Source organism: Sphingomonas sp. BL-S-30 (assembly GCF_055521475.1).
In genome coordinates this window covers 1,628,154-1,654,158 of record NZ_CM145481.1, presented here as the reverse complement: position 1 = coordinate 1,654,158, position 26,005 = coordinate 1,628,154, and the positions used below count along the sequence as shown (strand labels likewise).

The 26,005-nt window shown below is 66.8% G+C and carries 17 protein-coding genes and 1 tRNA gene; 10 read left to right on the top strand and 8 right to left on the bottom strand.

Annotated features, from left to right (window positions below; translation table 11 throughout):
- Positions 1 to 14: 14 nt before the first annotated feature.
- The gene (locus tag ACZ1I5_RS07615; protein WP_465173098.1) at positions 15 to 644 is read right to left on the bottom strand and encodes an OB-fold-containig protein; all 630 of its coding nucleotides are present in this window, start codon (positions 642 to 644) and stop codon (positions 15 to 17) included.
- Positions 645 to 780: 136 nt separating this feature from the next.
- Between ACZ1I5_RS07615 and ACZ1I5_RS07610 the strand changes: the two genes are divergently transcribed.
- Positions 781 to 854 (top strand) — tRNA-Cys (locus ACZ1I5_RS07610).
- Positions 855 to 932: 78 nt separating this feature from the next.
- Here ACZ1I5_RS07610 and gdhA read toward each other — a convergent pair.
- The gene (gene gdhA / locus ACZ1I5_RS07605; protein WP_465173097.1) at positions 933 to 2,288 is read right to left on the bottom strand and encodes an NADP-specific glutamate dehydrogenase; all 1,356 of its coding nucleotides are present in this window, start codon (positions 2,286 to 2,288) and stop codon (positions 933 to 935) included.
- A gap of 171 nt (positions 2,289 to 2,459) precedes the next feature.
- Between gdhA and ACZ1I5_RS07600 the strand changes: the two genes are divergently transcribed.
- The 7 genes from ACZ1I5_RS07600 (at position 2,460) to ACZ1I5_RS07570 (ending at position 16,302) form a co-directional block, all read left to right on the top strand.
- Entirely contained in the window at positions 2,460 to 4,106 is a 1,647-nt protein-coding gene (locus ACZ1I5_RS07600) for an acetolactate synthase large subunit (protein ID WP_465173096.1), read from the top strand.
- Between the two features lie 92 nt (positions 4,107 to 4,198).
- A complete protein-coding gene (locus tag ACZ1I5_RS07595; RefSeq protein ID WP_465173095.1) occupies positions 4,199 to 5,632 on the top strand; it encodes an aldehyde dehydrogenase family protein in 1,434 nt (477 codons plus the stop codon).
- 138 nt (positions 5,633 to 5,770) lie between these two features.
- Positions 5,771 to 7,162 carry a multiheme c-type cytochrome gene (locus ACZ1I5_RS07590; protein WP_465173094.1) on the top strand — a complete coding sequence of 464 codons (1,392 nt, stop codon included), beginning with the start codon at positions 5,771 to 5,773 and terminating at the stop codon, positions 7,160 to 7,162.
- Positions 7,159 to 9,123, top strand: coding sequence for a heme-binding protein (locus ACZ1I5_RS07585; RefSeq protein ID WP_465173093.1), 1,965 nt, complete (start codon positions 7,159 to 7,161; stop codon positions 9,121 to 9,123). The genes ACZ1I5_RS07590 and ACZ1I5_RS07585 overlap by 4 nt, the downstream gene beginning before the upstream one ends.
- A gap of 145 nt (positions 9,124 to 9,268) precedes the next feature.
- Positions 9,269 to 11,089, top strand: coding sequence for a hypothetical protein (locus tag ACZ1I5_RS07580; protein WP_465173092.1), 1,821 nt, complete (start codon positions 9,269 to 9,271; stop codon positions 11,087 to 11,089).
- A gap of 32 nt (positions 11,090 to 11,121) precedes the next feature.
- The gene (locus tag ACZ1I5_RS07575) at positions 11,122 to 15,039 is read left to right on the top strand and encodes an LVIVD repeat-containing protein (RefSeq protein WP_465173920.1); all 3,918 of its coding nucleotides are present in this window, start codon (positions 11,122 to 11,124) and stop codon (positions 15,037 to 15,039) included.
- A 225-nt stretch (positions 15,040 to 15,264) separates the two neighbouring features.
- Positions 15,265 to 16,302, top strand: coding sequence for a glycosyltransferase (locus tag ACZ1I5_RS07570; protein WP_465173091.1), 1,038 nt, complete (start codon positions 15,265 to 15,267; stop codon positions 16,300 to 16,302).
- Here the strand turns inward: ACZ1I5_RS07570 and ACZ1I5_RS07565 are convergent.
- Genes ACZ1I5_RS07565 through ACZ1I5_RS07550 form a run of 4 tightly spaced genes read right to left on the bottom strand, consistent with a single transcriptional unit; the run spans position 16,266 to position 21,776 of the window.
- Positions 16,266 to 17,633: a hypothetical protein gene (locus tag ACZ1I5_RS07565; RefSeq protein WP_465173090.1), complete on the bottom strand. Its 1,368-nt coding sequence runs from the start codon at positions 17,631 to 17,633 to the stop codon at positions 16,266 to 16,268. The genes ACZ1I5_RS07570 and ACZ1I5_RS07565 overlap by 37 nt on opposite strands.
- Positions 17,620 to 18,474: a hypothetical protein gene (locus ACZ1I5_RS07560; protein WP_465173089.1), complete on the bottom strand. Its 855-nt coding sequence runs from the start codon at positions 18,472 to 18,474 to the stop codon at positions 17,620 to 17,622. Before ACZ1I5_RS07560 ends, ACZ1I5_RS07565 begins: the two co-directional genes overlap by 14 nt.
- Positions 18,475 to 21,309: a type 2 lanthipeptide synthetase LanM family protein gene (locus ACZ1I5_RS07555; protein ID WP_465173088.1), complete on the bottom strand. Its 2,835-nt coding sequence runs from the start codon at positions 21,307 to 21,309 to the stop codon at positions 18,475 to 18,477.
- Entirely contained in the window at positions 21,297 to 21,776 is a 480-nt protein-coding gene (locus tag ACZ1I5_RS07550) for a hypothetical protein (protein WP_465173919.1), read from the bottom strand. The genes ACZ1I5_RS07555 and ACZ1I5_RS07550 overlap by 13 nt, the downstream gene beginning before the upstream one ends.
- Between ACZ1I5_RS07550 and ACZ1I5_RS07545 the strand changes: the two genes are divergently transcribed.
- Together ACZ1I5_RS07545 and ACZ1I5_RS07540 are read left to right on the top strand one after the other, a co-directional pair.
- Positions 21,666 to 21,917 (top strand): hypothetical protein, encoded by a 252-nt coding sequence (locus ACZ1I5_RS07545; RefSeq protein WP_465174041.1) that lies wholly within the window; start codon positions 21,666 to 21,668, stop codon positions 21,915 to 21,917. The genes ACZ1I5_RS07550 and ACZ1I5_RS07545 overlap by 111 nt on opposite strands.
- A 66-nt stretch (positions 21,918 to 21,983) precedes the next feature.
- The gene (locus ACZ1I5_RS07540; protein ID WP_465173087.1) at positions 21,984 to 23,291 is read left to right on the top strand and encodes a hypothetical protein; all 1,308 of its coding nucleotides are present in this window, start codon (positions 21,984 to 21,986) and stop codon (positions 23,289 to 23,291) included.
- Positions 23,292 to 23,333: 42 nt separating this feature from the next.
- Here the strand turns inward: ACZ1I5_RS07540 and ACZ1I5_RS07535 are convergent, their stop codons facing one another.
- Entirely contained in the window at positions 23,334 to 24,182 is an 849-nt protein-coding gene (locus tag ACZ1I5_RS07535; RefSeq protein ID WP_465173086.1) for a phosphodiesterase, read from the bottom strand.
- Between the two features lie 19 nt (positions 24,183 to 24,201).
- A complete protein-coding gene (locus tag ACZ1I5_RS07530) occupies positions 24,202 to 26,001 on the bottom strand; it encodes a cytochrome c3 family protein (RefSeq protein WP_465173085.1) in 1,800 nt (599 codons plus the stop codon).
- Positions 26,002 to 26,005 lie beyond the last annotated feature (4 nt).

Genomic DNA, 26,005 nt, shown 5'->3' with positions numbered 1-26,005 from the left:
CTAGGGGCGATTTGTTATAGCAGCGGGCGCAGGGTCGGATGGTTTTCCGGCAATGCGTAGAAGATCACGCCTTCGCGGCGGACAAGCAGGACGGTTTCGCCCTGGGCGATGGTGTCGGCGTCTTCGTGAGGTTCGACCATGACGTAATGCGCCTGGTCGTGTTGGTCGACGACCCGGACCCGGGCGGGAAAACCGCGGCGTGCGGTGCCTTCCAGGATAGTGCCGCGACGGCGCAGCAGGTCCCCGGGATCGATGACGCTGGATTCATAGCCAGGCAGGATCCGCCCGAGCCCGCGTGCGGCAAAGATGTTGGCGAGACCGCCGGCACCAAGCGCGGCGACCGACGCGACACCCCAGTGAAGGGGTGCCCCGACAAGTGCAGTCGCGATCTGCTGGACAGCGATGCCCGCGATCGTGAAACAACACAGGAGCGAGGTGAGCCAGATCAGAAGCGGCAGCCCGCCGCCAAGGCCCAGCCACTCGAATACGCCGTGCGCATCCAGTTCGGCATGGCCGTCGATACCCGGATCGAGATCGAGATGGCCCAGCCCGAGACCGACTGCCTCGACCAGGCCGATCCCCAGCATGACGACGAAAGCGACCGCGAAGGGAAAATAGTCCGACGTCAGAAAGATCGAGAACATGGTGGGATCATCCAGTGCGCGGGCGGCCCGCGTCAAGCGGGATCGGCGCCATTTCCATGGCTTGATGGTGAATCGCCCCCGCCCGTACAAGCACGGTTGACCCCGCGACAAAAAGGAAGCATCTGCGCCCGCCTCTGGCCCGATGGCGGAGTGGTGACGCAGAGGACTGCAAATCCTTGCACCCGGGTTCGATTCCCGGTCGGGCCTCCACTTCCTTTGCAACCCCTGCTCCACACGGCGACGATCGTCGTTCGTGGCGGCGGGGTCGGCCGTACCGTCCCGCCGCTCTCAGACCACACCGAATGCGAGCATCGCGTCGGCGACCTTCTTGAAACCGGCGATGTTCGCGCCCTTCACATAATCGATATAGCCGTCGGGCTCGCGCCCATAAGCGACGCACCGATCATGGATGCCCTCCATGATGTCGAGCAGCAGCTGTTGCAGCTCGGCTTCCTTCCAGGCGCGGCGTTCGCTGTTCTGGCTCATCTCGAGGCCCGAAACGGCGACGCCGCCGGCATTGGCCGCCTTGCCCGGCGCGAACAGGATGCGCGCCTCCTTGAAAACGTGCACGCCCTCGAGATTGGTCGGCATGTTCGCGCCCTCCGCCACCGCGACGCAACCGTTCCCGACCAGCGTCCGCGCATCCATGCCGAGCAGCTCGTTCTGCGTGGCGCAGGGCAAGGCGGCGTCGCAGGGCACGCCCCACGGCGTCTTGCCCTCGTGGAAGCGCGCGCCGGTGAACTCCTTCGCATAATCCGAGATGCGGCCCCGCCGCTTCGTCTTGTGGGTCTTCACCCAGTCAATCTTCTCCTGATCGAACCCGTCGGGATCGTGGACGAAGCCTTCGCTGTCGGACAGGGTCAACACCTTGCCGCCGAGCTGGGCGATCTTTTCCGCCGCGTGCGTGGCGACATTGCCCGAGCCGGAAATGACCGCGGTCTTGCCCTCCAGATCGGTGGCGCGGGTCTTCAGCATGTTCTGCAGGAAATAGACCGCGCCATATCCGGTTGCCTCGGTCCGGATCAGCGAGCCGCCATATTCCAGGCCCTTGCCGGTCAGCACGCCGGTGAACTGGTTGGTGATGCGCTTGTACTGGCCGAACATATAGCCGATCTCGCGCGCGCCCACGCCGATATCGCCGGCGGGCACGTCCACATCGGCGCCGACATGGCGGTAGAGCTCGGTCATGAAGCTCTGACAGAAACGCATCACCTCGTGATCGCTCTTGCCCTTGGGATTGAAGTTCGCCCCGCCCTTGCCGCCACCCATGGGCAGGCCGGTCAGCGCGTTCTTGAAGGTCTGCTCGAAGGCGAGGAACTTGAGCACGCTCTCGGTGACCGAGGGGTGGAAGCGGATGCCGCCCTTGTACGGGCCGATCGAATTGTTGTTCTGCACCCGCCAGCCGCGCTGGACGCGGATATTGGCGTTGTCGTCCTCCCAGCAGACGCGGAACGACACGATCCGGTCGGGTTCCGCGATACGGCGGAGGATCTGGTAATGATGATATTCCTCCTTGTCGGCAATAAACTCATAGATATCCTGTGCTACTTCCTGAACCGCCTGAATGAATTCGCTTTGCCCGGGGTTGCGCTTCTTTACGCCCTCCATGAATGTCGACAGATCGACATGGTCGGTCATTGCCATTTCCGTCCTCCCCTTGTCGGCTGATCAGCCAAGGTTGACGCGACCGGCCGCTTCGAGTCGCGGCTTTCTATTGGTCGGAGAATACACTATTTCGAGCTGCCAAGTCGTCCGGCAGAGTCGACTCACGCTCAGGTCGTTTTGTTCGGTGACACCGCCACGGGGAAACGATCGATGAAAGCCTCCGACCTTTTCGTGAAATGCCTGGAGGAAGAGGGCGTCGAATACGTCTTCGGCGTGCCGGGCGAGGAGAATCTCGACTTCCTCGACAGCCTGTCGCGCTCCCCGATCAAGCTGATCCTGACGCGGCACGAACAGGGCGCGGGCTTCATGGCCGCGACCTATGGCCGGCATACCGGCAAGACCGGGGTGTGCCTCGCGACGCTCGGGCCAGGCGCGACCAACCTCGTCACCGCGGCGGCCTATGCCACGCTGGGCGGCATGCCGATCCTGATGATTACCGGGCAGAAGCCGATCAAGAAATCCAAGCAGGGCCGGTTCCAGATCCTCGACGTGGTGGCGATGATGGGTCCGATCACCAAATATACCCATCAACTCGCCAGCGCCGACAATATCCCGAGCCGGGTGCGCGAGAGCTTCCGCCTCGCCGAGGAAGAAAAGCCGGGCGCTACCCATCTCGAATTTCCGGAGGATGTCGCCGAGGAGGTGACCGAAAGCCGTCCGCTCAAGGCCAGCCTGTGCCGCCGCCCCTCGGCCGAGCCGAAAGCGGTACGCGCCGCGGTCAAGCGGCTCGAACAGGCGCGATCGCCGGTGCTGGTGATCGGCGCGGGCGCCAATCGCAAGATGACCGGGCGGATGCTGCTCCAGTTCGTCGAGAAGACGGGCATTCCCTTCGTCACCACGCAGCTCGGCAAGGGCGTGATCGATGAGATGCATCCCAGGTTCCTCGGCTGCGCGGCGCTGTCGGCGGGCGATTTCGTCCACCGCGCGATCGAGGCGGCCGACCTGATCGTCAATATCGGCCATGACGTCATCGAGAAGCCGCCCTTCTTCATGAAAGCGGGCGGGACCGAAGTGATCCATGTCTCCAGCCGGTCGGCCGAGGTGGATCCGGTCTATTTCCCACAGATCGAGGTACTGGGCGATATTGCCAATGCCATCTGGCAGATGAAGGAGGACATCGTTCCCTCCGCCGGCTGGTCGTTCGACGCGATGCATGCGGCGCGGGCGGCAGAACTGGCGCATACCGCCTCGCTCGACGGGGACGAGCGTTTCCCGATCTTCCCGGCGAGCCTGGTGCGTGCGGTGCGGGCGGCGATGCCGAGCGACGGGATCATCGCGCTCGACAATGGCGTGTACAAGATCTGGTTCGCCCGCAACTATCCGGCGCGCAAGCAGAATACCGTGCTGCTCGACAATGCGCTGGCGACGATGGGCGCCGGCCTGCCTTCCGCCATGGCGTCAGCGATGGTCTGTCCCGGGCGCAAGGTCATGGCGATCTGCGGCGATGGCGGTTTCATGATGAACAGCCAGGAGATGGAGACCGCGGTCCGGCTGAAGCTCGACCTGACCGTGCTGATCCTCAACGACGGCAGCTATGGCATGATCCGCTGGAAACAGGCCAATATGGGTTTTGCCGATTTCGGCCTGACCTATGGCAATCCCGATTTCGTCAAATATGCCGAGGCGTACGGCGCGATCGGGCACCGGGTGGAGAGCGCGGCGCATCTGCCCGAATTGCTGAAGCACACGCTGGCGACGCCCGGGGTGCATCTGATCGACTGCCCGGTCGATTATGCCGACAACGACCGGATACTGAACCATGACATCAAGGAGCTGAGCGCGAAAGTTTCGGCTTAATCGGAGCGCGGCGCGAACTGCTCCGGAGAGATATGGGACACCATCGTGTCCCATATCTATCTTCAACGAGCGATGCCATTCAGGAGCCAGTGATGATCCATCTTAAATCGGTTTATCCGCTATATCTCAATAACAAAGCGGCCCAACCTAATACTGACCTTGAAGTCACTGACAAATTTAGCGGCGAGGTAGCGTTCCGCGTTGCCCAAGCTGATACGGCTACCATCAACGAGGGAATCGCTGGCGCCGTCCGCGCGGCCGAGCCGATGGCGCGGATGGCGTCCTATGAGCGCCAGGCGGTGCTCCAGCACTGCGTCGACCGGTTCACGCAGCGGTTCGATGAACTCGCTTATGCGCTGTGCGTCGAGGCGGGCAAGCCGATCAAGGACAGCGAGGGCGAAGTCGGTCGGCTGATCGACACCTTCCGCATCGCCGCCGAGGAATCGGTGCGGATGACCGGTGAAGTCCAGCCGCTCGACATTTCTGCGCGGGCGAAGGGGTATCAGGGCATCTGGAAGCGGGTACCGATCGGCCCCTGCTCGTTCATCTCGCCCTTCAACTTCCCGCTCAACCTGGCCGCGCACAAGATCGCGCCGGCGCTGGCGGTGGGCTGTCCGTTCGTGATGAAGCCGGCGAGCCGCACGCCGCTCGGCGCGATCATCATCGGCGAAGTGCTGGCCGAGACCGACCTGCCCGAGGGCGCCTTCTCCATCCTGCCGGCGCACCGCGAGGGCGCCGAGCTGTTCACCGAGGACGAAAGGCTGAAGCTGCTGAGCTTCACCGGGTCACCCGCCGTCGGCTGGGACCTGAAGGCGAAGGCGGGCAAGAAGAAGATCGTGCTTGAGCTTGGCGGCAATGCCGCGGTGATCATCGACCAGGACGCCGATCTCGACGATGCGCTGGAGCGGGTGATCTTCGGCGCTTTCTACCAGTCGGGGCAGAGCTGCATCGGAGTGCAGCGGATCATCATCCATGAGGCGGTCTATGACCGGTTCCGGGACATGCTGGTCGCGAAGACGAAGACTTTGGTGGCGGGCGACCCCAAGGACCGGTCGACCTTTATCGGGCCGATGATCTCCGAGGGCGAGGCGCGGCGGCTCGACGAGTGGATTCAGCAGGCGGTGTCTGGTGGTGCCCGGCTGCTCTGTGGCGGCAAGCGTAAGGGCGCGATGCTCGAGGCGACGTTGCTGGAGGACGTCGACCGGGCGAGCGCGGTATATCGTGAAGAGGCGTTCGGGCCAGTTGCCTTGCTCAGCAAGTTCAGTGACTTCGGTTCCGCTCTTGCCGAAGTGAATGACAGCAAGTTCGGCCTGCAGGCGGGTATCTTTACCCGCGACCTGTTCAAGATGTTCGACGCCTGGGACCGGCTCGAGGTCGGCGGGATCGTGATCAACGACGTGCCGAGCTACCGCGTCGACAACATGCCTTATGGCGGGGTGAAAGACTCGGGGCTCGGCCGCGAAGGCGTGCGGTTCGCGATGGAGGACATGACCGAGATCCGTAATCTGGTCATCCGCAGACGCTGAACCGCCCTTCTCCGCGCTGATAGGCACGTTTTATGCTATTCTGAACAGGCCGTTTCGGGCAGAGACGAAACGGGTTGCACGCGTTTCGACACGCTGCCGAAGCGCAAAGCGCCGGCGGCCAAGGGGACTGAGCGCTGCATGGCGATCGGGGGCCAATTCGTCGGATTGCGGATCGGCGCGCTCGTGACGAGCGTCGCCGTTGCGGCCGTGCTTGGCCTGGCACTGATCATTGGCCCATCGGCCTCGCTGGCTGGGCAGACCGCACGCGAGACGAGCGGGCTGGAAGGCGTGGCGAGCTGCGCCGGCACGACCTGCCACGGTCGGATGGAAGCAGACGGCGTGATCGTCCGGCAGGATGAGCTGATGCGCTGGCAGGAGCCCTCCACGCCGGGCGGCGCGCATAGCCGGGCTTTCGCCGTGCTCTCCTATCCTCGCGCGCGCCAGATCACCGCGACGCTCGGCCTGGGCGAGCCAAGCGCGGCTCCTGCCTGTCTCGGCTGCCACACCACGCCGGTGAGCGGGGCGACGGGGCGGCGCTTCCTGAGCCGGGACGGCGTGGGCTGCGAGGCGTGCCATGGCCCGGCGGCGGGCTGGATCGCGTCGCATTACACCGTGGGAGCGAGCCATGCCGCCAATGTCTCGCGCGGCATGATGGCGCTCGACCGGCCGGCGATACGGGCGGCCGTGTGCCTCGATTGCCATTTCGGCAGCAGCAAGCCCGGCCAGTTCGTCTCGCACCGGATGATGGCGGCGGGGCATCCACGCGTCTCGTTCGAGCTCGACCTGTTCTCGACGCTGCAGCAGCATCACGACGAGGACGCCGATTATATCCAGCGCAAGGGCCGGACGGACAGCGTGCGCATGTGGGCGGTCGGCCAGGCGATGGCGGTCAACCGCGCGCTGACCCTGTACGCGACGCCGAAGGGGACCGAAGGCACGTTTCCGGAATTCTATTTCTTCGATTGCCATAGCTGCCATCGGCGGATCTATGACGGGGAGGAGCGAACCAGGACCTGGGAGGGTAACCCCGGGCGCCCGATCCCCGCGGGCATGCCGCCGTTCAACGACGAGAACACGATCCTGCTCGCCGCCGCGGCGAAGGTCGCGGCACCGGGCCTGGCGGCGCGGTTCGACAGCGACAGCCGGGCATTCCACGCGGCGTTGGCGAAGGACCGCGGCGCTGCCGTGGCGGCAGGTGGGCGGCTCGCCGCCACGGCCACCGCCCTCGCCTCGGCCCTGTCTTCGGCCGGCGGGGGCGATACTGCCTTTGCGATGGTGGATGCCATTGCCGGGCCGGGCATCGCGCCGCGCTTCACTGACTATGAGGGGTCGGTGCAGGGAGTGATGGCGATCGACACGTTGCTCAATGCCTTGGTCAAGGAGAAGCGGGTGACGATCGGCGCGGCGGCTGGCATCCGCGCCAATATCAACCGCGCCTATGCCGCGGTGAAGGACCCCAACGGCTATCGTCCTGCCGATTTCCGCGCATCGCTCGGCCAGGCGGTGCGCAGCATCCGGGCGTTGCGATGAAGCGCCGGCTCACCGGCCTGATGACGAGCGCCGCGCTGATCCTCTCGGCGTGCGGCGGCAGTGGTGGCGGTTCGGGTGGGGGATCGCCCGCGCCGACCCCAGCGCCCGCCCCTGCCCCGACCTCCACGCTCTACGCCGTGCCGGCCGCGGAGGCGCTGAGCGTCGCCGACGTACAGACGGTGATCGCCCGCGCCGCCGCCGAGGCCAATGCGCGGCATCTGCCCGCCGTCATCGCCGTGGTGGACCGGGTCGGCAACGTGCTCGCGGTGTTCCGCATGACCGGCGCGGCGGCGAATGCGACGACCAGCGCCGCGCCCAATGGCGTCAATATCGACGCGCAGAACCTGACCGTGCCTGCTGAGGCCGGCGCGATCGCCAAGGCCATCACGGGTGCCTATCTGTCGAGCGGCGGCAACGCCTTCTCCACGCGCACCGCCAGCCAGATCGTCCAGTCTCACTTCCCGCCTGCGCCGTCGACGGTCGGGCTGGAGAGCGGGCCATTGTTCGGGGTGCAGTTCAGCCAGTTGCCCTGCTCCGATCTTGCAGCACGCTACGGCGCGGGTGGCGCCATGGCGTCGATCGGGCCCAAGCGTTCGCCGCTGGGACTTTCCGCCGATCCGGGCGGCTTTCCGCTCTACAAGAACGGGGTGGTTGTCGGCGGCATCGGGGTGATGGCTGACGGGGTTTATGGCTTCGATCCGAACATCCTCGATGTGGACAATGACCCGGAGGAAGCGATCGCGCTGGCCGGCACGGTCGGGTTCGAGGCGCCAGTCACGATCCGCGCCGACCGAATCTATGTTGACGGGACACAGCTTCGTTTTTCCGATGCGAGCTATGCCGGACTGACCGCAACCGGCACGCCGAGCTACGCCGCCACCAATCCCGGCCTGGGGACGCTGGTAGCGGTACGAGGCTATTTCGGCATAACGACACCGGCAATCCTTACCGGAGCTACCTATGGAAGCGAGGTATCTGGCATAAGACCTTCCACTAATGCAGAATTTTCCAATCGTGATGCCTTTGTGCTGACGGACGGATCAGGCGTCGACCGTTTCCCGATCCGCGCCGGCACCGATGGGGCGGATATCGCCCAGCCGCTTACTGCCGCCGAGGTCCGGGCCGTGCTCGAAGAGGCGTTCGCGGTGATGAGCCGCGCCCGGGCGCAGATCCGCCAGCCGCTCGACAGCCGGGCGCAGGTCAGCATTTCGATGGTCGACACGCGCGGGGCGGTGCTGGGGCTGGTGCGATCGCCCGATGCGCCGATCTTCGGGACCGACGTATCGCTGCAAAAGGCGCGGACCGCGGCCTTCATGTCGAGCCCCCATGCCGGCGCGCAACTGCTCGGCGATCCGAGCGCGGACGTGCGCGGCTTCGTCGCGGCGACGCGGACGTTCCTCGGCGATCCCAATGCGCTGACGGGGACCATCGCCTTTGCCGACCGGTCGGGCGGGAACCTTGCCCGGCCCTATTTCCCCGACGGTGAGGTCGGCCGCCCTAATGGCCCGCTGTCGCGCCCGGTCGCGCAGTTCAATCCCTTCTCGACCGGGCTGCAATCGGCGCTGATATTGACCAATCTCGGCCAGCATCTGAGCTTCGTGACGGGCGCGAGCGGGACGGATACGCCGCAGCGCTGCAGCTTCATCCCCGATGCGGCGCTGGGCCAGAACCGGTTGCAGAACGGGCTGCAGATCTTCCCGGGATCGGTGCCGATCTATCGCGGCAATGTGCTGGTCGGCGGGATCGGCGTGTCGGGCGACGGGATCGACCAGGACGACATGATCAGCTTCCTGGGGCTGCACAATGGCGGGCTGCGTGTGGGGAGCATCGGCAACGCACCGGTGGCGATGCGAGCGGACCAGCTGGTGGTCGCTCCCTCGAATGTAAGGCTGCGCTACATCAATTGTCCGTTCGCGCCGTTCCTCGATAGCGCGACGCAGAATGTCTGTGCGGGGCTTTAGGCGTGAACCCGCCCCCTTCTTCCTTCCCCGGCGAAGGCCGGGGTCCAGTTGGAGAGGTCGCAGTAACGGCGCGCGGCGTTCGATCATTAGCGTCCCCCGACTGGACCCCGGCCTTCGCCGGGGAAGGCAAATGGGGTGACGGAGAGTGAGCCCGCTCCTGTCCCCTCTGCTGCTTCTCGTGCAGGCGGCCAATCCTCCGCCCGAACAGGTGCAGGAACCGCCCCGCAAGGAAGAGGCCTCCCCGGTCGAGACGATCGAAGGCCGGCGCCGCCCGGGATACGAGAAACCCCTCCCCGACCCTGTCACGCAGAACAATATCGGCGCGGTGCGACCGCCGCCGCCCGAGGCGTTTCCAACCGATCAGATTCCGGTGCCCGACCGCTGGCGGCTGATCCAGTCGCTCGGGCTGGTCAGGGAACGCTGGTTCGATCCCTACAACCAGAACACGCTGAAGGGCGACCGGCCGATCGACCCGCACAAGGTGCCGTGGTTGCCGATCCATGGCGAGGACTGGTTCTTCGCCGCGAGTGCCGTCAGCGACACCGTGCTGGAGCCGCGCACCTTCCCGATCCCTGTCGGGGTGCAGACGACCGAGCGGCCGCAGAGCCTAGATATCTTCGGCAAGGATGCGAGTTATGTCTTCTCGCAGACCTTCATCGTCGGGGCGTCGCTGTTCAAGGGATCGACCGCGTTCAAGCCGCCCGAGATCGAATATCGCATCGCGCTCGCCTTCAACCTCAACCATGTGAACGTGCCCGAACGCCGGGTGCTCAACGTCGCGCCGAGCAAGCCGAGCCACCGCACCGACGGCTTCGTCGGCGTGCAGGAATTGTTCGTCGATTACCATTTGCGCAATACCTCCGACCGCTATGACTTCGAATCGATCCGCGTCGGAATTCAGCCCTTTCAGAGCGACTTCCGTGGTTTTCTGTTCAACGATCAGCAACTCGGCGTGCGCTTCTTCGGCAACCGGGACAACAACCGCTTCCAGTTCAACCTCGCGGCGTTCTGGCGGCTGGAGAAGGACACCAATTCCGGCCTGAACAGCGTGATCGAGCGGCCGCGCGACGATGTCGTGTTCGTCGGTAATGTCTACCGCCAGGACTTCCTGATCCCCGGCCTGACCAGCCAGGTCACCGCGGTCTACAACCGCAACCGCGAGGCGGGCCGGATCGAGGTGGACGATAACGGCTTTCCGGTGCGGCCCGCCCTGCTCGGCGATCTGCGCGGGCGGGACTATGACGTGGTCTATCTCGGCTATAATGCCGATGGGCGGATCGGGCGGCTAAACCTGACCGCATCGCTCTATGGCGCGCTGGGGCAGGATCGGAACAGCTTCTTCACCAGCCGGCCGGCGCAGATCCGGGCCTATTTCGGCGCGGCGGAGCTGAGTTACGACAAGGACTGGATGCGCTTCCGGCTTTCCGGCCTCTATGCCAGCGGCGACAAGCACCCGTACGACAATGTCGAGAACGGGTTCGATGCGATCTTCGAGAATCCGATCTTTGCGGGCGCCGATACGAGCTACTGGATCCGCCAGTCCATCCCCTTTGCCGGCGGCGGGCGGGCCGTGGCAATCAGTGGGCGCAACGGCATTCTCAACTCGTTGCGCTCCTCCAAGGAACAGGGCCAGTCCAACTTCAACAATCCGGGGACGGCGCTGGTCGGTGTCGGCGGGGATTTCGACATCACGCCGACGACGCGGCTGTCGACCAATGTGAACCATCTCTGGTTCGCCGACACGGCCGTGCTGCAGACGCTGCGCAACGAGGGGAGCATCCCGAAGGGCATCGGCTGGGACCTGTCCGCCGCAGCGATCTGGCGGCCCAAGGCGTCGCAGAACATCGTGGCGCGGCTGTCGGCGGCGGTCCTGGTACCGGGTAGCGGCTTTCGCGACCTGTTCGCGGCGAGTGATCGGGACCGATCCTATTATTCGATCCTCGCCAATGTGATCCTGAGCTACTGATGCGCAGGCTCCTCTTCCTCCTGCCGATCGCGATGGCGCTGGTACCGGCGGCGATGCTGCGGGCGAGCGACGAGGAGAAGCCGGTCGCGCGGACCTATGTGCCGATGCTGACGGCGCCGATGAGCCAGACGGCGGAACAGGTCTCCGCCAAGTCCGAAGGATGCTATTCCTGCCATACCCGCACCGACGAGCCGTCGATGCATGCGAGCCCGGCGGTCCGGCTCGGCTGCACTGACTGCCATGGCGGCGATGCGGCAGTCCGGGGCAATCCCGATCTGGGCTTCGACGACCCCGCTTACGTCGCGGCGCGCGAGAAGGCGCATGTGCAGCCGCGCTATCCGCGCAGCTGGAACTATCCGGATTCGGCCAATCCCAAGGGGAGCTACACGCTGCTCAACAAGGAAGCGCCCGACTATGTCCGCTTCGTGAACCCCGGCGATTACCGGGTGGTGCGCAACAGCTGCGGGGCCTGCCATCTCGAGGTGATCGAGGCGGCCGAGCGGTCGCTGATGGCGTCGGGGGCGATGCTGTGGGGTGGGGCTGCGTACAATAACGGCATCGTGCCGTTCAAGAATTACGTGTTCGGCGAGGCCTATACCGACAAGGGCGAGCCGGCGAAGATCGTCTCGCCGGGATCGCCGCCGGGCACGGTGACCGAGGCGCAGGCGAAGCGCGGGGCGCTGGCGGCGATGTATCCGCTGCCGACCTGGCAGGTGACGCCGCCGGGTGACGTGTTCCGCGTGTTCGAGCGCGGCGGGCGCAACGTCAGCACGCAGTTCGCAGAAGTGGGGCTGCCCAACCCCACCGGATCGATCCAGCGGCTGGAGGAGCCGGGGCGGCCTGACCTGAAGCAGTCGAACCGCGGGCCGGGCACGGGGCTACGCGTCGCCATCCCGGTGCTCAATATCCACAAGACCCGGCTCAACGATCCGCTGATGTGGTTCATGGGGACCAACGAGCAGCCCGGTGACTATCGCGGATCGGGCTGCACCGGCTGCCATGTGATCTACGCCAATGACCGCGAGCCGCGGCACAGCCTGATCTATGCCGAATTCGGTCGCGACGGGCAGAGCGCGACGGTCGATCCGACCATTGCCGCGAAGACCGCTAACGTAGGCCATGGCGGCCTGATCGCGCCGGGCACGAAGGAGAGCGGCCACCCGATCCGCCACGCCTTCACCCGCGCTATCCCCACGGCACAATGCATGAGCTGCCACATGCACCAGCCCAACATCTTCCTGAACTCCTACCTTGGCTACACGATGTGGGATTATGAATCCGACGCCCCTTCGATGTGGCCGAAGGAGCAGAAATATCCGACCGCGGCCGAGGTGCGCGCGAGCAACGATCGCAACCCCGAGGCGGCCGCCGCGCTGGGGAGGTGGAGCGACCCGGATTTCCTGCGCAACGTCTATGATCTCAACCCGGGCCTGAAGGACACCCAGTTCGCCGATTATCACGGCCATGGCTGGAATTTCCGCGGGGTGTTCAAGCGCGACCGCGAGGGCAATCTGCTCGATGCCGAGGGCAAGATCGTCTGGCCGGACGATCCCGAGAAGTGGCGCAAGAAAGGCGAAGGCGCCTTCGTGCCGCCGGGCAGCAATCCCGGCAAGGCAGTGCACCTGATGGACATCCATGCCGAGAAGGGCATGCAGTGCGCCGACTGCCATTTCTCGCAGGATAGCCATGGCAACGGGCTGATCTATGGCGAGGTAGCCAATGCGGTCGAGATCGGCTGCAAGGACTGCCACGGCACCGCCGATGACTATCCGACCCTTAGAACGTCGGGGCCGGCGGCAAGGCCTCAAGGTAACGACCTGTCGATCCTGCGGAATCCCGACGGGCAGCGCCGTTTCGAATGGATCGGCAAGCCGCTCGGGCCGAGAGTGCTGATCCAGCGATCGATCGTCGATCCGAAGCTCAGCTGGGAGGTTCGGCTGGTCAAGGACAGCGTCGACCCGGCCAGCAGCCACTTCAACGCCAAGGCGGCGCGCGCGAAGCTGATGAGCCGCTATGGCGGGGAGGACGGGAAATTCTCGTTCGGGCCGGGCATCCCCGCCGTCGACCGGGCGCATGGCGAGGACAAGGTCACCTGCTACACCTGCCATCTGAGCTGGACGACGAGTTGTGGCGGCTGCCATCTGCCGATCGAGGCGAACTGGAAGAGCAGCACGCATCATTTCAAGGGCGAAGAGACGCGCAACTTCGCGACCTACAACCCGCAGGTGGCGCGGGACGACATGTTCCAGCTTGGGCGCGGCATGACGACCAAGGGCAAGGTGGTGACGCCGGTGCGCAGCTCCTCGGCGCTGGTGCTGTCCTCCACCAACGTCAATCGCGAGCGCATCTATATCCAGCAACCGCCGATCAGCGCGATCGGCTTTTCCAGCCAGGCCTTTGCCCCGCATTTCCCGCATACGGTGCGCACCACCGAGACCAAGACCTGCACCGACTGCCATTTGTCGGCGAAGGACGACAACAACGCGATCATGGCGCAGCTGCTGCTGCTCGGCACCAATACCGTCAATTTCGTCGGGCTGAACGCCTGGACCGGGCTCGATCGCGGGTTCGAGGCCGTGCGCGTCACCGAGTGGGAGGAGCCGCAGGCCGTGATCGGCTCCTATCTCCAGCGCTATGCCTATCCCGATTACTGGCGGATGCATGTCGAGGGGAACAAGCGCGAGCTGAAGAACTGGGTGCGCGGCAAGACCTTCGACAAACGTTTCTCCGGCGAGACCCGGCCGAAGGAGGAGTTCCGCAACGTGGTGCAGGGCACGTCCGACCGGGTCGGCTGCCTCCAGCTGCGCGGGGAGTACATGTACGTCGCCGAGGGGCGCGGCGGCTTTCGCGTCTATGACGTCGCCTCGATCGCCAACAAGGGCTTCTCCGAACCGATCGTCTCGGCGCCCTTCTCGAAGCTCGGGCAGAACACGCGTGTCGCGTCGACAAACGCGACCTGCATGGCGCTGCCGACCGATCAGCCGATCAACCCGCAACGCAACACGCCCGCCATGCGCGCAATGAACCAGGAACAGGCGTTCCTGCCGATCTACAGCTATGCCGCGGTCACCGACGCGGTCGAGGGGCTGATCCTGGTCAATATCGAGACCATGGCCGACGGCGAGTTCCGCAACAATTTCCTGAAGCGTGCGGTGACCTGGAACGAGGGCGGCGTGCTGAAGGGCGCGCGGCACATCGTGCTGGCGGGGTCGGTCGCGTACATCACCGCGGATGCCGGGCTGGTGGTGGTCGATCTGGCCGATCCGCTCCACCCGCGCCTCGCCGCCGTCCGCCCGCTCCGGGATGCGCGGGCGAGCGCGATCCAGTTCCGCTATCTCTGGGTGACCGATGCCGAGGGGGTGAAGCTGTTCGACGTGACCAGGCTGCTCGATCCGGTCGCGGTGCCATCGGGCACGATTCCGCTGGCCGACGCGCGGCGGCTCTATGTCGCGCGGACCTATGCCTATGTCGCGGCGGGGGCCGAGGGGCTGGTGATCGCCAATGTGACCAACCCGACACGGCCGGTTCTCTACAAGAAGGTCAGTTTCGACGGGCAGCTCAACGATGCGCAGGATGTGATCCTGGGCAGCACCAATGCCTCGCTGTTCGCTTATGTCGCCGACGGGCGGAACGGGCTGAAGGTGCTGCAACTGACCTCCCCCGACAGCCAGCGCAATTTCTACGGCTTCTCGCCGGCGCCGATGCCCGAGCTGATCGCCTGGGCGAAGACTCCCTCCCCTGCGCTCGCCCTGTCCAAGGGGCTCGACCGCGACCGGGCGGTGGATGAGACGGGCGGACAGATCGCAGTGTTCGGGCGGCTCGGCTCGCGGCCCTTCACCCGGCCGGAGATGGAGAAGCTGTTCCTGACGAGCAAGGGCGTGCCGTGGAAGGTGAGCGACACCGCGGACATGAAGGACTGGCGCCCGCCGATGCTCGCGCCGAAGCGATAGCGTCCAACAAAAGCGCGATTTTTCGCTTCGCTTTTTTCTTTCGCTGCTATGTTGGATTTTCAGCGGCATTTTGTCGTTGCGTACCAACGGCTTGGGGCGGGCTTTCCCTGTTATGGCATAACAGCGAAAAACCCGCCGGAATTGCGGGAAAAGGACGCAATTTTACCGCTGATCGGCGGGAAAACGCCTCCAACATTCGACCGACAATGAGAAGGAGCCGGGCGGTTGGCCGATGGCGCCGCCGAGCTGCATCCTGCATTGTTCGCGCAGGCGTTGAATCGGGCCTATTCCTCCCGACCCGAACGCATGGACCAGACGAAAGAGACGATGGCTTCACGACACCGCCTGTTGCTGATCCGACACTTCGGCGCACCCACCGGGGGCAACGTCAAGGTGCGCGACTATTATCTGCACGCAGCGGCGCACCCGTCGATCGACGCTGCGTTGTGGTTTTCGCCCGGGTCGCGTCACCGTGAAAGCGACATCTGGGAGGGCGTCGCGGAGGCGGCGATCGTCGGCGATCCTGGCGCCGATCTTGCCGACGCCCGGTTCGTCGCCCTGAACGGCAAGGACTGGTCGCTGCTGCCGGACCGCGCGTCGAAACCGGAAATTCTCCATTTCACGCAGCATCCCGGCTATCTCACCGATCCGGTGCTCCGCGCCTATCTGGCCCGGCCGGCGCGGCGCATCTGCACGACCCCTGCCCTGCTCGACGCGCTCGCGCCGGCTGCGGGCGGGCCGATGCATCTGGTCCCGATCGGCGCCGCCGACGGGTTCTTCGCGCGGCGATCGGACAGCAAATCGATCGGCGTGACGATCCTGTCCGGCAAGCAGCCTGCGCTCGCCGAGGCGCTCGCGGGGCGCCTCCGGCGTCGCGGGCTTGCGCCTGCCCTCGCCGGCGTCCCGCGCTTGCCGCAGGCGGCGTACGAGGCATTGATCGGGGCGACGGATGTGCTGGTCGCCTTGCCCAATGTCGTAGAGGGATTCTACCTCCCCGCACTCGAGGGAATGGCGGCGGGATCAGTGGTGGTCACCAACGATGCCGGCGGCAATCGCGGCCATTGCCGGCCCGAGGCGACCTGCCTGATCGCGCCGCGCGACGACCTCGATGCGCATGAGGCCGCGGTGATGCGCGCGCTGTCCGACGCGCCGCTTCGCGACAGGCTACGCGCGGGCGGAGACGCGGTCGCGAGCAGGCACACGATGGCGGAAGAGCGTCGCGCTTTTCACGCGGTGCTCGATATCGCACTCGCCGAACGCTGACGGCCGGCGGAAGCGGCATCAGGCATGGTGCGGAAGAAGGCGTGCTTGGATCCGGCACCGGGCGCGAGCCTGCGACCGAGCGGGCCGGCAACCAGCCACGCACCAAGTCGCGCAAGGTCATCGGCGACGGTCTGGACCGTCGGAAAGGGCGCGCCCGGCACCGTGCCGATAAATTCGATCTCGACCTGATCGAGCCGCCCCTGCCCCGCAGTGCAGCGGTCCAGGCTGACGAGGTAGGCACGCCCTTCCGGAAGAGCGAAGGGGATCTTGGTCTGCGCCTTTTCGAACATGGCTATTCGCGTCCAGCCAAGCTCGCTGGTGAACTCGGCGACCGGGCACAACGCGCCGTCGGCATCGGTGGTGCGCGACGCGATCGTGTCACGCAGCAAGGCCGACCCGAGCCGGCGTTCGCCGCGCTTCCGCTTGGCCGACAGGCGACCGGAGGCAGTCTCGACCACCGTGCACTCAGCGCCGGCGTCACCGTCATGGCAGACATGGTAGCGCCGCACGCGCTCGATCCGCGCCGGTGCCGGCAGCAGCGCCTCGAAGGTGTCGGCGATCGCTTCAGCCACCGCATCGGCGTCGTCGTCCGCAAGCCCGGCGGGAACGTCGAACTTGATCTCCATCTCCGGAAAGCCGGCGGGTGCCGGGTCGATCTTCTGCCGCAGCGCGTCCTGGAAAAGCAGGGCCAGCGAAGCGTTCGGCCGCACGCGAATGGCGCCGCCCGGATCGAGCGCCTGCCGCACGGCAGCGACCGCGGCGCGGGTCGGCGCCTTGATTTCGAGACGTGGGCCGAGATCGCCAAGAGACCTGATCGTCCCTGCCGCCGGGTCGATACGGAACAGCGCGCGCGTGCGATCGACCGTGATCCGGCGTAGTTCAGCGGCGGGCCCGAACGGCGCCGCCGCTCCGGGCGAGAAGCTTCGGTGTTCGCGCGCCGAAACCCGCACCGAATGGACGCGGTACACCCTGCCGCGCGACGTCAGAAGCGGCGCGCCGCCATCGGGCATCGTGCGGAGCAGAACCGGGCCCAGCTGCTCTATTTTGCCCAGGGATGATTTTGCCTGGAGCTTGCCCTCCACCCCGGACGACAGGACCGCCGCAACCGCGTCGGCCGACACTTCGGGCAAATTCCGGTAGGCGCGCATCCGGATCGCGGTCGCGACGTCCCAGTCGCCATCGACCGGATGCAGGAAGAAGGTCAGCGTGTGCTCGAACGGGCGCGGGATCAGCGGCCATGCCACCAGCCGCGCGGAAACCTCATCAAGGTCAGCGACGAACAGATCGCCGCGCCATTCCACACGGCGCATGCCGGCTTCAGTGCCAGACATGGTGCGCAGCGGGGTAGATCTTCATTTCCACCGGCCCGCCAGGCCGCGCAACCAGCTTGGCGTGATTGAGCGTCCGCACCACCCCGCTTCGCGCGTTCAGCAGCTGACCCGTCCACCGCGCCCAGTCCGGCAGATCGTCGACGACCGGGCCGGCCGCCTCGCCGGGCCAGGAGAGCCAGCGCGCCACGTCCGCGTCGCTGCACCAGCCGCGCCGGCGGCATAGCCCAAGGAAGCGCTCCCAATCCTTCACATAACATTCCAGGCCGACCCGATCGGATAGCGCACCGCGCGTCACATCGACGCTCCCCACACAATAACTGGTGACATCGGCCACGCTCGCCGCGAGTTGCTCCAACGGTGCAACACACAGGATTCCCGCGGCCAGAAGATTGAGACGGAGAAGAGAAGGTGAGCGCGCGGGCATTGCCGCCACATGCGAAACATAAGGCGCCAGGTCGTCGGGGACCTGCGTTCCCGGTACGACGAGGCTCGCGACCGCCCGCGCGCCAGTCTCGCGGGCCGGCAAGTCAGTGCGCAGCCCGACAAACACGCCCGGCGCATCGGTGTAGGGAGCGTCGAACTCAAGATACACGCTCTGCACGAACGCCGCGCAAGCCGCGTCCTCGTCGAGGCACGCGGCGAGGATTCGGGGGTGGAACCGGCGCCACTCCCCTTTGCGCGGCGGCACATGGGCGCACAGGCTAAGCGAGTCCGTGTTGCCGCTCCGTAGCTCGAGCGCGATGTAGGAGGAGAAAGGAAGCGCCGCCGCCATGCGCCGGAGTTCCGGCGCGTTGCGACCAAAGGGCAGAAGGTCGATCAGAGGGAGGAGCGAATCCGACACCTAGTCGAGGGCCAGCACGCAGGGCAGCGTGCCCGGACGGGCGCATCGCAACAGGCTGTAGCCGATCCCCGCCGAGCCGCGAAAGAAGCCCGGCTTGACGTCGTCCGCCGATGCATTCGCCAGCAGGCGGAACCCGCCATTCTTTTCCGCGCGCCGGCTCAGGAAGACACTCGCCGCCACGGCTTCGTCGACGATCGCGGCACGCCCCTGACGCACGCCCGCTTCGAGCAGCCAGTCGATCCGACCCATCGTGCCGCAGCAGACATAGTCGGGTCCCTGGATGCCGAACCGCCGCGTCTCGTCGATTGCCGCGTCGATCTCTCGGGCACTCGCGGCCTGCTCACCCCCCAGTCGCGACAAGCCGATACCGGGAGCACCGTGACACCAGGCAGTCGAGAAGGCAGGCGTATGGCCAACCCGGAAGGCATCCCGAAGATCGGGCCAATTACTCTGATCGGCGCTAAACAGGTCCCGCTCATAGGCGCGCGCTTCCGCCGCCGCCTCCGCCATCCGCGCGTCGCCGGTGACCTCCGACAGGCGAAGCAGCGCCATGGCGATTCCGGCCGCACCGTGGCCCATGCCGGTCAGCGGCACCGCGGCAAAGGTCCGCCACGCGCGCCGGCCAACTTCGCCCGTCCGGTGCCGCAGCAGATGGTCGCCGCACGCCACCGCGCGGTCCAGCAGCAGGGAGTCGGGATTCATCTTCCAGAGCGCCAGCAGCGCGCACAGGGTGCCGGCACTGCCGCTGGCGATGTCGTAATAACGGTCTTGCTCGATCCGCTCCGGCGTGATCAGCCGCGCCGCCTCGCATGCCGCGCTGACCAGGTCCGTATCGCCGAGGATGCTGCCGACCCGCGTAAGCGCATACACGACCGATCCGATGCCGCTCAGGCCGCCGGCGGGCACGCTGCGACCGAGCGCCTCCCGCAAGGTAGCGTCGTCGGAGGTCAGGGCACGGCGCAGCGGCTCGACCGTTTCCCGGGCGGCGGCGACATAGCGGTCGTCGCGCAGCACCATACCGGCGGCGGCGAGGAATATGGCGATGCCGGACGTGCCGCCATACAGGTCGAACCCGACCGGCTCGACCTGGAAGCACGGTGCCGGCGACCTGTCCTGCAGGGCAATCCAGCTTCGCCCACCATCGACCAGGAAGCTGGCCTGTACCAGCCGGTCGGCGATCGTTCGGGCCGCGCGCAGTAGCACGGCCTGGCCCGCCGATCCGTCATGCTCGGGAAAGGGCAGCGGCGGTTCGACGAACGGGACGGGTATGGCGGCCAGAGCACGGAGCGCGCCCCTGACGATCGCCTTTTGACGGCCAAAGGCCTCATCGTTCCAATGCCGGAGCCGTGCACCAACGTCGTTCCAGGCCGAATCGCGAAAAGGCAAGGACGAGGGCGCGAGGGTCGAGGCCCCGCACGCCACGGTGAACAGCGGGACGTCGCGCCGCCGCAGCGCCGCGCGTTCCTCTTCGGCGAGCTTCCGCTCCGCGACGGGATCGCAAAGGACCTCCATCGCCTTGTCCAGCACACCGAACGCCTGTTCCTGCGTTGCGGGCGACTGCAGGCTCTCGGGCTGGGACGCTTGCCAGAGCAGCTCGGCATAGAGCTGTGTCGGCCGATAGATGAAGCGCGTCGTCAGCGCGGCAAAGGCCTGCAAGGGCAGATCGTCCCTTGCACTTTCCAGGGCGCGCCACATCTCCTCGAACCCCGCCTCGACCTCGGCCTGCCAGTCGGCGGCGCTGGTCGCAGCGCCGTCGAGCCGGGCCAGGTTCGGCATCGGCCGCGTCGGCAGGTCTCCCCAGGTCAGCCGCATCGCGTCGGTGTTTGCCTCCAGCCACACGGGGCCACGAGCGGCGGTATCCGCGCCACCGCTCAGGCCGCTTATGTCGACCAGCCGGCCGGTATCGGTCAGTTCCCAGCGCGGCAGATAGCCTGACCGCGCGACCGTATCCCAGCCCAGCGGGTCGGCGATCTCGTAGAGGCCGGTTGTGGGCAATGGCGGCGTGTAGCGCGGCTGCAACAAGGTCTCCGCGTCGACGAGCACCGGATATGGGCCATGCGCGACGACATTCTCGCAATGGCAGTCGGTCGCCCCCAGCAGGTACAGCAACGCGGCGAGCCCGCCGGCACGTCGGTAGAAGTGCCGGACGTCGCGCACATCCGTGCAAGGGAGCGTCGCGACATATTCCATCCAGCCATAGCCGGCCTCGCTGCGGACCCATGGCACGTACCAGTCGAGACCCGGCATCCCCGGATTGCGGTTGCACCAGTCGAGCAAGCCGGAGAAGGCGTGTTCCATCGCCACGCTGCGCGGCTTGTAGATCATCGACTCGCCGCCGGTCATGAAGAGCCGCACGACTTCGCGGCCGCCATTGTGCGGATCGGAGCCGGCCATGCGCAGGCCCTCGACGGCCATCGCGGGGAAATCCGCCCGCACCCGCATCGCGAGTTCCGAACAGAAATGCGTCCAGTCCCGGATCAGCCCCGCCATGACCTCCGCGAGAACGGGATAGTCCGCATGGACCTTGCTCCAGCCATCGCCGAGCAGCCACGCCACGAAGGCGCGGTAGCGGAAATCGGCGGGTCGCGACGTTTCGGCCGAGACGAACAGCGATACCAGGCGCGCGCCCGGAGCGGAGAATTGCTCGAACGCGCGCTGCAAGACCGGCGCCGAGGCGGCCGACAGCCTGCGTAGGAGATGGTCGGCCAGCGCATCCCGCGCCGCGGGATGGAATGCCGTGAAATCTACCCCGGCGAGCGCCGCCTCCCGCAACGGCCGCAGCGCGTGGTGAAAAGGAATATCGGCACTCTCCGGGCTTTCACTCAGAGCGTGCAAAGGCAAGACTGCGTCGTGAACCCGCACTGCATCGAATAGCCCGAGGCCGTACTGGGCGAGCTGCACGGCGACGGCCCGGGGCTGGGCGAAGGACCGGGAGTGGGCGGCGGCCCAGGGGGTTCCGGCGACGGCGGAGGTGCTGGAGGCGGCGGTGGCAAGGGCGCCGGCGGCGGCGGAGGCGGCGGCCCCGGGGGCTCCGGCGACGGCGGAGGCGGCGGCGGTGACGGCGGCAGGGGCGCCGGCGGCGGGGGTGGAGGCGGCCCCGGGGGTTCCGGCGACGACTGCAGATACTGGATCGGATCGACCTGCGGCGCGGTATCGTCGCTCACGGCCTGTCGTTGCTCCAGCGTTGCGATGTGCGCCTGAAGCTCTTCCCTGGTGAAGGCGTAGCCGTGATCGTTGCCCAGCTGGACCGCCGCATCGAGGAACGCGTCGTGCGATTGCGCGCGCGCCAGCGTTTCCTGCAAGGCGGGATCCCGGAGCAATATGCGCTGGAACTGCTCGATGGGCGGGAGCGACTGGCTGACCGGTTCGGCGCCGGACGTCTCGCCCTGCCCCGTCAATGCCTGTCCGCCTGCGCGCGCGGCCCCGGCTGGATCGTTGGGTGACTTGGCACCCTGCTCGTCTTCAGCCATCGTCCCGCTCCCCGATTGGTAATTGAATACCACCCTATCATGGAAGGAAGCAGAGTCGAGATGCCGGGCGAGCCGATACCACCGCCTTGCCCCTTGTTTCGCGACAGCATGATTCCGCGCCGCATCGGCGACCTGGATGACGATGGCCTTCGACCCGACACCGCGCTGCCGCTCGCCGAGGCGCGCCTCGTCTTTGCCGATCATGCCTTGTTGCAGAACGACTTCCCCTCATTGCGGGACGATGCCCTGGCAGCGGGCGGTTACCCGCTAGGTGAATACGACGCCGTGCGCGAAGCGTGGCTGCTCGAGCACGCCGCGCTCATCTCGGTGACGCAAGCGGCGCAGGACATCACGAACACGCCGGTCGCCACCCGCGACGCGCCTCGCCGGGTGTGGCGGCCCACGCGCTATGGCCGTGCCTTTCTGTCGGACATCGGATGCGGACTGCTGGATCTGAAGGGCACCGGCCGGGAACCGAATTGTGCGCCCGCGCTCGACGTGCACAGCAACGGCCTGTTGCTGATGCGCGACGGATTGCGCGAGATCCTGTTCCAATGGATCATCGAGGCCGTCTTTCGGCATGCGGCGCCCCATTTCTCCACCGTGCCGGTCTATGGGTTCATCGACACGGGCTTCGGCGCGACCTCGCGGTCCGGGGCCGTCGAGCCCGCGGGGATCATGGTGCGACGCGCCCATCGTCGGGCACGGGGGAATGTCGATCTGCCTATCAGCGGCTCGCGCGACGAGGCGGTGAAGGTCGAGATCGAGCTGTTGCTGCGTCACTATGGGATCACCTCGGCGAACCGCGGCACGCGCTTCCTGTTTCACGACGAGGAAGAGCTGGTCGCGTCCTACGCCGGAACGCCCGTGCCGAGCCTTTCGCCCGACGATACGGCAACGGTGCGCGGCTGGATGCGCGGCGCCCGCCGGCTCGCCGGGGATGGCATGAACATCCAGACCGCGCGCGCGCCGGACGACCGGGCATCGTTCGACGCCCAGCTGGTCGATTTCGGCCAATATCAGGTCCGCGGGCGTTTCGACGATCCGCTGGTCAGCATGGGATATGGGCGCCTGCTGAACTGGAGCGCGGGATTATGGCCCGACGACCCGCATTTCGTGCAGCCGGTTCCGGCGCTTGCCCTGTCGGTCGAGCGATGGGGGTTCGGCGCACACAGCGCGACCAATCCCGACCGAGGCAAGCGCAAGGACGGCGAAGGAGCGACGCTGTTCACGGCGGCGCTCACGCGCGATTTCCGCGATGGTCGGCTTAGCGGCGGCGAGGTGCAGCGGGCGATGTGCGATTATATCGCGGATACGGTGCGCACTTGGCCCGGATTTGCGGCGTGAACATGGACGAACCGCGCGACGCCGGTCAGGCCGGACGCTCCCTCAACCCGACCGTTCCTCGAACATCTGCCGCACCAGCGGCTGCATGCCGTCGTCGAACGCCGCGAGGATGGCATGGTCCTGCACGGTATCGAAATGGCTTGCCAGGCGTCCCCCTTCCCAGCGGTGCAGCGTGTAGCCGGGCGGACCGTCGCTGACCATCGGGCGGCCGTCCGGACGGTCGGGGTCGATCGGCGAAAGGTCGAGGGACAGTTCCGCCCCGGTGGCGCCACCGATGGTGACGGCGATCCCGTTCCACAGGGTGACGATCGGCCGGTGGAGATGGCCGCACCAGATCGCGCGGATCTTGCGATGTCCGGCGATCGCGTCGGTGAAGCGCGCGATCCAGGGCTGGTCCGGGCCCGGATCCATCCATTCGATGCCGACATCGAGCGGCGGGTGGTGCATGACGATCACCGTCGGCGTGTCAGAATCCTCGGCGAGTTGGGCCCCGAGCCATGCCGCACGCACCTCGCAGAAGCCGCCGCCGTGCCGCCCAACCTCCAGCGTATCGAGGACGATGATGCGCAGCCCCGGCAGCATGATGCCGTACTGAACGAAGCCCGCGACCGACGGCACCTGCGGGAAGGCCCGGGCGAAATTGGCGCGGTCGTCGTGATTGCCGAGACAGGGATAGACCGGGAACCGACAGGCGCCGAGCGCTTCGGCGAGGCGGGCATAGCTTTCGGCATCGCCGCGATCGGCCAGGTCGCCGGTCGCGACCATCAGGTCAGGGCGATTCCGGCCTGTCGTCAGTTCGGCCAGCACCCGGTCGAGGCGCTGGCGGTTGGTCTCGTCCGGATTGCCCGGATCGAAACCGAGATGGATGTCGGTGATCTGCGCGATCAGCATGATCCCCTCTCCCTGGTTGTTATGGCGGACCCGACGCAGGTACGGCGACCGGCAGCGTGCGGATGCGGGCCCTGATTGTCGAGGGCATCCAGGGCGCGCCGGCTTTGGCGTGATAGCTGTGGCACATGGCGCAGCCCGACGGCACCTTGGCCGCGGCGCCCTCGCCGGCGTGGCAGGTGCGGCAGGTCCTGATGCCCGGCAGGAGCAGATCGTCGGCCGAGCTGGATTGCCGGGCGGTGTGGCAGCTCTCGCATTTTTCGGTGCGATGCGCGGCGTGATCGAACCAGCCGTGCATCATGTAGCGCATCGGCTGGTGCACCGGCAGCACCGTCCAGTCGGCCGCCCCGCTCGCCCCAGGCGGCGTGACGTCATGGCAATCGAAACAGGCGCCGTTCTTCGTGAACACCGCCCTGATCGCGGCGTCGGCATTGCTCGGCCGGCCGCCCGGGCCGAAATAGGCGTGATAGACCTGGCCCGGGGCATAGGCGCCGGGGCGGCGGCGATCGCCCGGGCCGGGCGCGCTGGGCGGGTTCGCGCGGTAGGTCGCGCGCAGATCGGCGATCATCTGCGGGACGTCGCCGTGGCGCAGGGTGCGTACCGTTCCGCCGATCCGGTCGAAGCCGAGGCTGTGGCACATCTGGCAGCTCTGCTCCATCCGGACGGGCAAGAAACGGACCCCGTCCGCGCTGGGCTTGTGGCAATCGGCGCAGACCAGCGCGTCGCCGAAGCCGTTCCGTGCCTTCATCGTCTGCGCCATGCGCGCGACGCCGCCGCGCGTGTCGAGGTGGAGATTGTGGGGGAATTTCAGGCCGTTGTGCTCGGTCGGCAGGCGATCGAGCGACGCACGCGCCAGCACGGGCGTGGCACCCGGCACGGTCGCGATCAGCGGCTGGAATTGCGGATGGCTGGTGCCGAAATCCCCGGCATCGCCGATTTTCGTGTCGGTCAACCGGGTCTTCAGCGAACCATGGCAGTCAGCGCAAAAGGCCTGAGGCGTCGGCGGCATCGGCCCGGCGCCTTCATGTTCGGTGTGGCAATCGACACAGGCGCCGGGGCCGGGCTTGCCGAAGGTCCGGGCGACCTTGGCGAGCATCCGTCCGGTGAAGTCAGGCGCGGCGCGGGCGCCGGCGAGGCGCGCGGGCGGCGCATGATCGTGCACGTCCTTGTGGCAGGCCATGCAGCTGTCGTCGCGCACCGAGACGAACGCCTTGACGTGGCAGGCCTCGCACTTGCCCTCCAGCGCATGATGCGCCTGACTGAGCGGGCCGCTCGACCAGCTATGGTCGGCCCTGAGCGCATAGATGCTGCGCGTGTCGCCGCGGTCGCGGTGGAGATAGCTCCAGACCGGCCAGGCGAGGAAGCCGAGCAACACCGCCGCGACGAGTAGCCAGGCGGTCGAGCGCTTGCCCGGGAGCAGGCCCTTGAGCGAATAGGCGTTCGCTTCCTCGCGCTCTTCCGCGGTGTCGGAAATCGCCCCGACCCGCGCGACGGTCAGCGCGATCTGCCCCCCGGCATCGCGCGTCACGGTGATGCGGTGGCCGCCGAAACCGAGCTCGGCGCCCCTGGCGGCGTTGATCTCGCCGCGCCGTACGGTGCGGCCGTCGATCTCGAAGCCCAGGGTGCCCAGCGCGACGACGGCAACATAACGGTCGTCGCGGCGCTCGATCCGGGCGTGGCGCGGGTCGACGGCGAGATCGGGCAGCGCAATGTCGTTCTCGGCGCCGCGGCCGATCGTCACGGCATCGCTGTCGATCTGGGTCGAGCGCACGATCTCGCGGTGATCCGCGGTGAAGCTGATCTGGCGGAGCAGGAAGGTCACGCCG

Bases quoted from the DNA above. Each gene is read 5' to 3' on its own strand.
- ACZ1I5_RS07565 (WP_465173090.1), bottom strand. From the start codon at position 17,633: ATGTCTGGCACTGAAGCCGGCATGCGCCGTGTGGAATGGCGCGGCGAT.
- ACZ1I5_RS07575 (WP_465173920.1), top strand. From the start codon at position 11,122: ATGGCGCTGGTACCGGCGGCGATGCTGCGGGCGAGCGACGAGGAGAAG.
- ACZ1I5_RS07615 (WP_465173098.1), bottom strand. From the start codon at position 644: ATGTTCTCGATCTTTCTGACGTCGGACTATTTTCCCTTCGCGGTCGCT.
- ACZ1I5_RS07585 (WP_465173093.1), top strand. From the start codon at position 7,159: ATGAAGCGCCGGCTCACCGGCCTGATGACGAGCGCCGCGCTGATCCTC.
- ACZ1I5_RS07600 (WP_465173096.1), top strand. From the start codon at position 2,460: ATGAAAGCCTCCGACCTTTTCGTGAAATGCCTGGAGGAAGAGGGCGTC.
- ACZ1I5_RS07590 (WP_465173094.1), top strand. From the start codon at position 5,771: ATGGCGATCGGGGGCCAATTCGTCGGATTGCGGATCGGCGCGCTCGTG.
- ACZ1I5_RS07540 (WP_465173087.1), top strand. From the start codon at position 21,984: ATGGAAGGAAGCAGAGTCGAGATGCCGGGCGAGCCGATACCACCGCCT.
- ACZ1I5_RS07595 (WP_465173095.1), top strand. From the start codon at position 4,199: ATGATCCATCTTAAATCGGTTTATCCGCTATATCTCAATAACAAAGCG.
- gdhA (WP_465173097.1), bottom strand. From the start codon at position 2,288: ATGGCAATGACCGACCATGTCGATCTGTCGACATTCATGGAGGGCGTA.
- ACZ1I5_RS07535 (WP_465173086.1), bottom strand. From the start codon at position 24,182: ATGCTGATCGCGCAGATCACCGACATCCATCTCGGTTTCGATCCGGGC.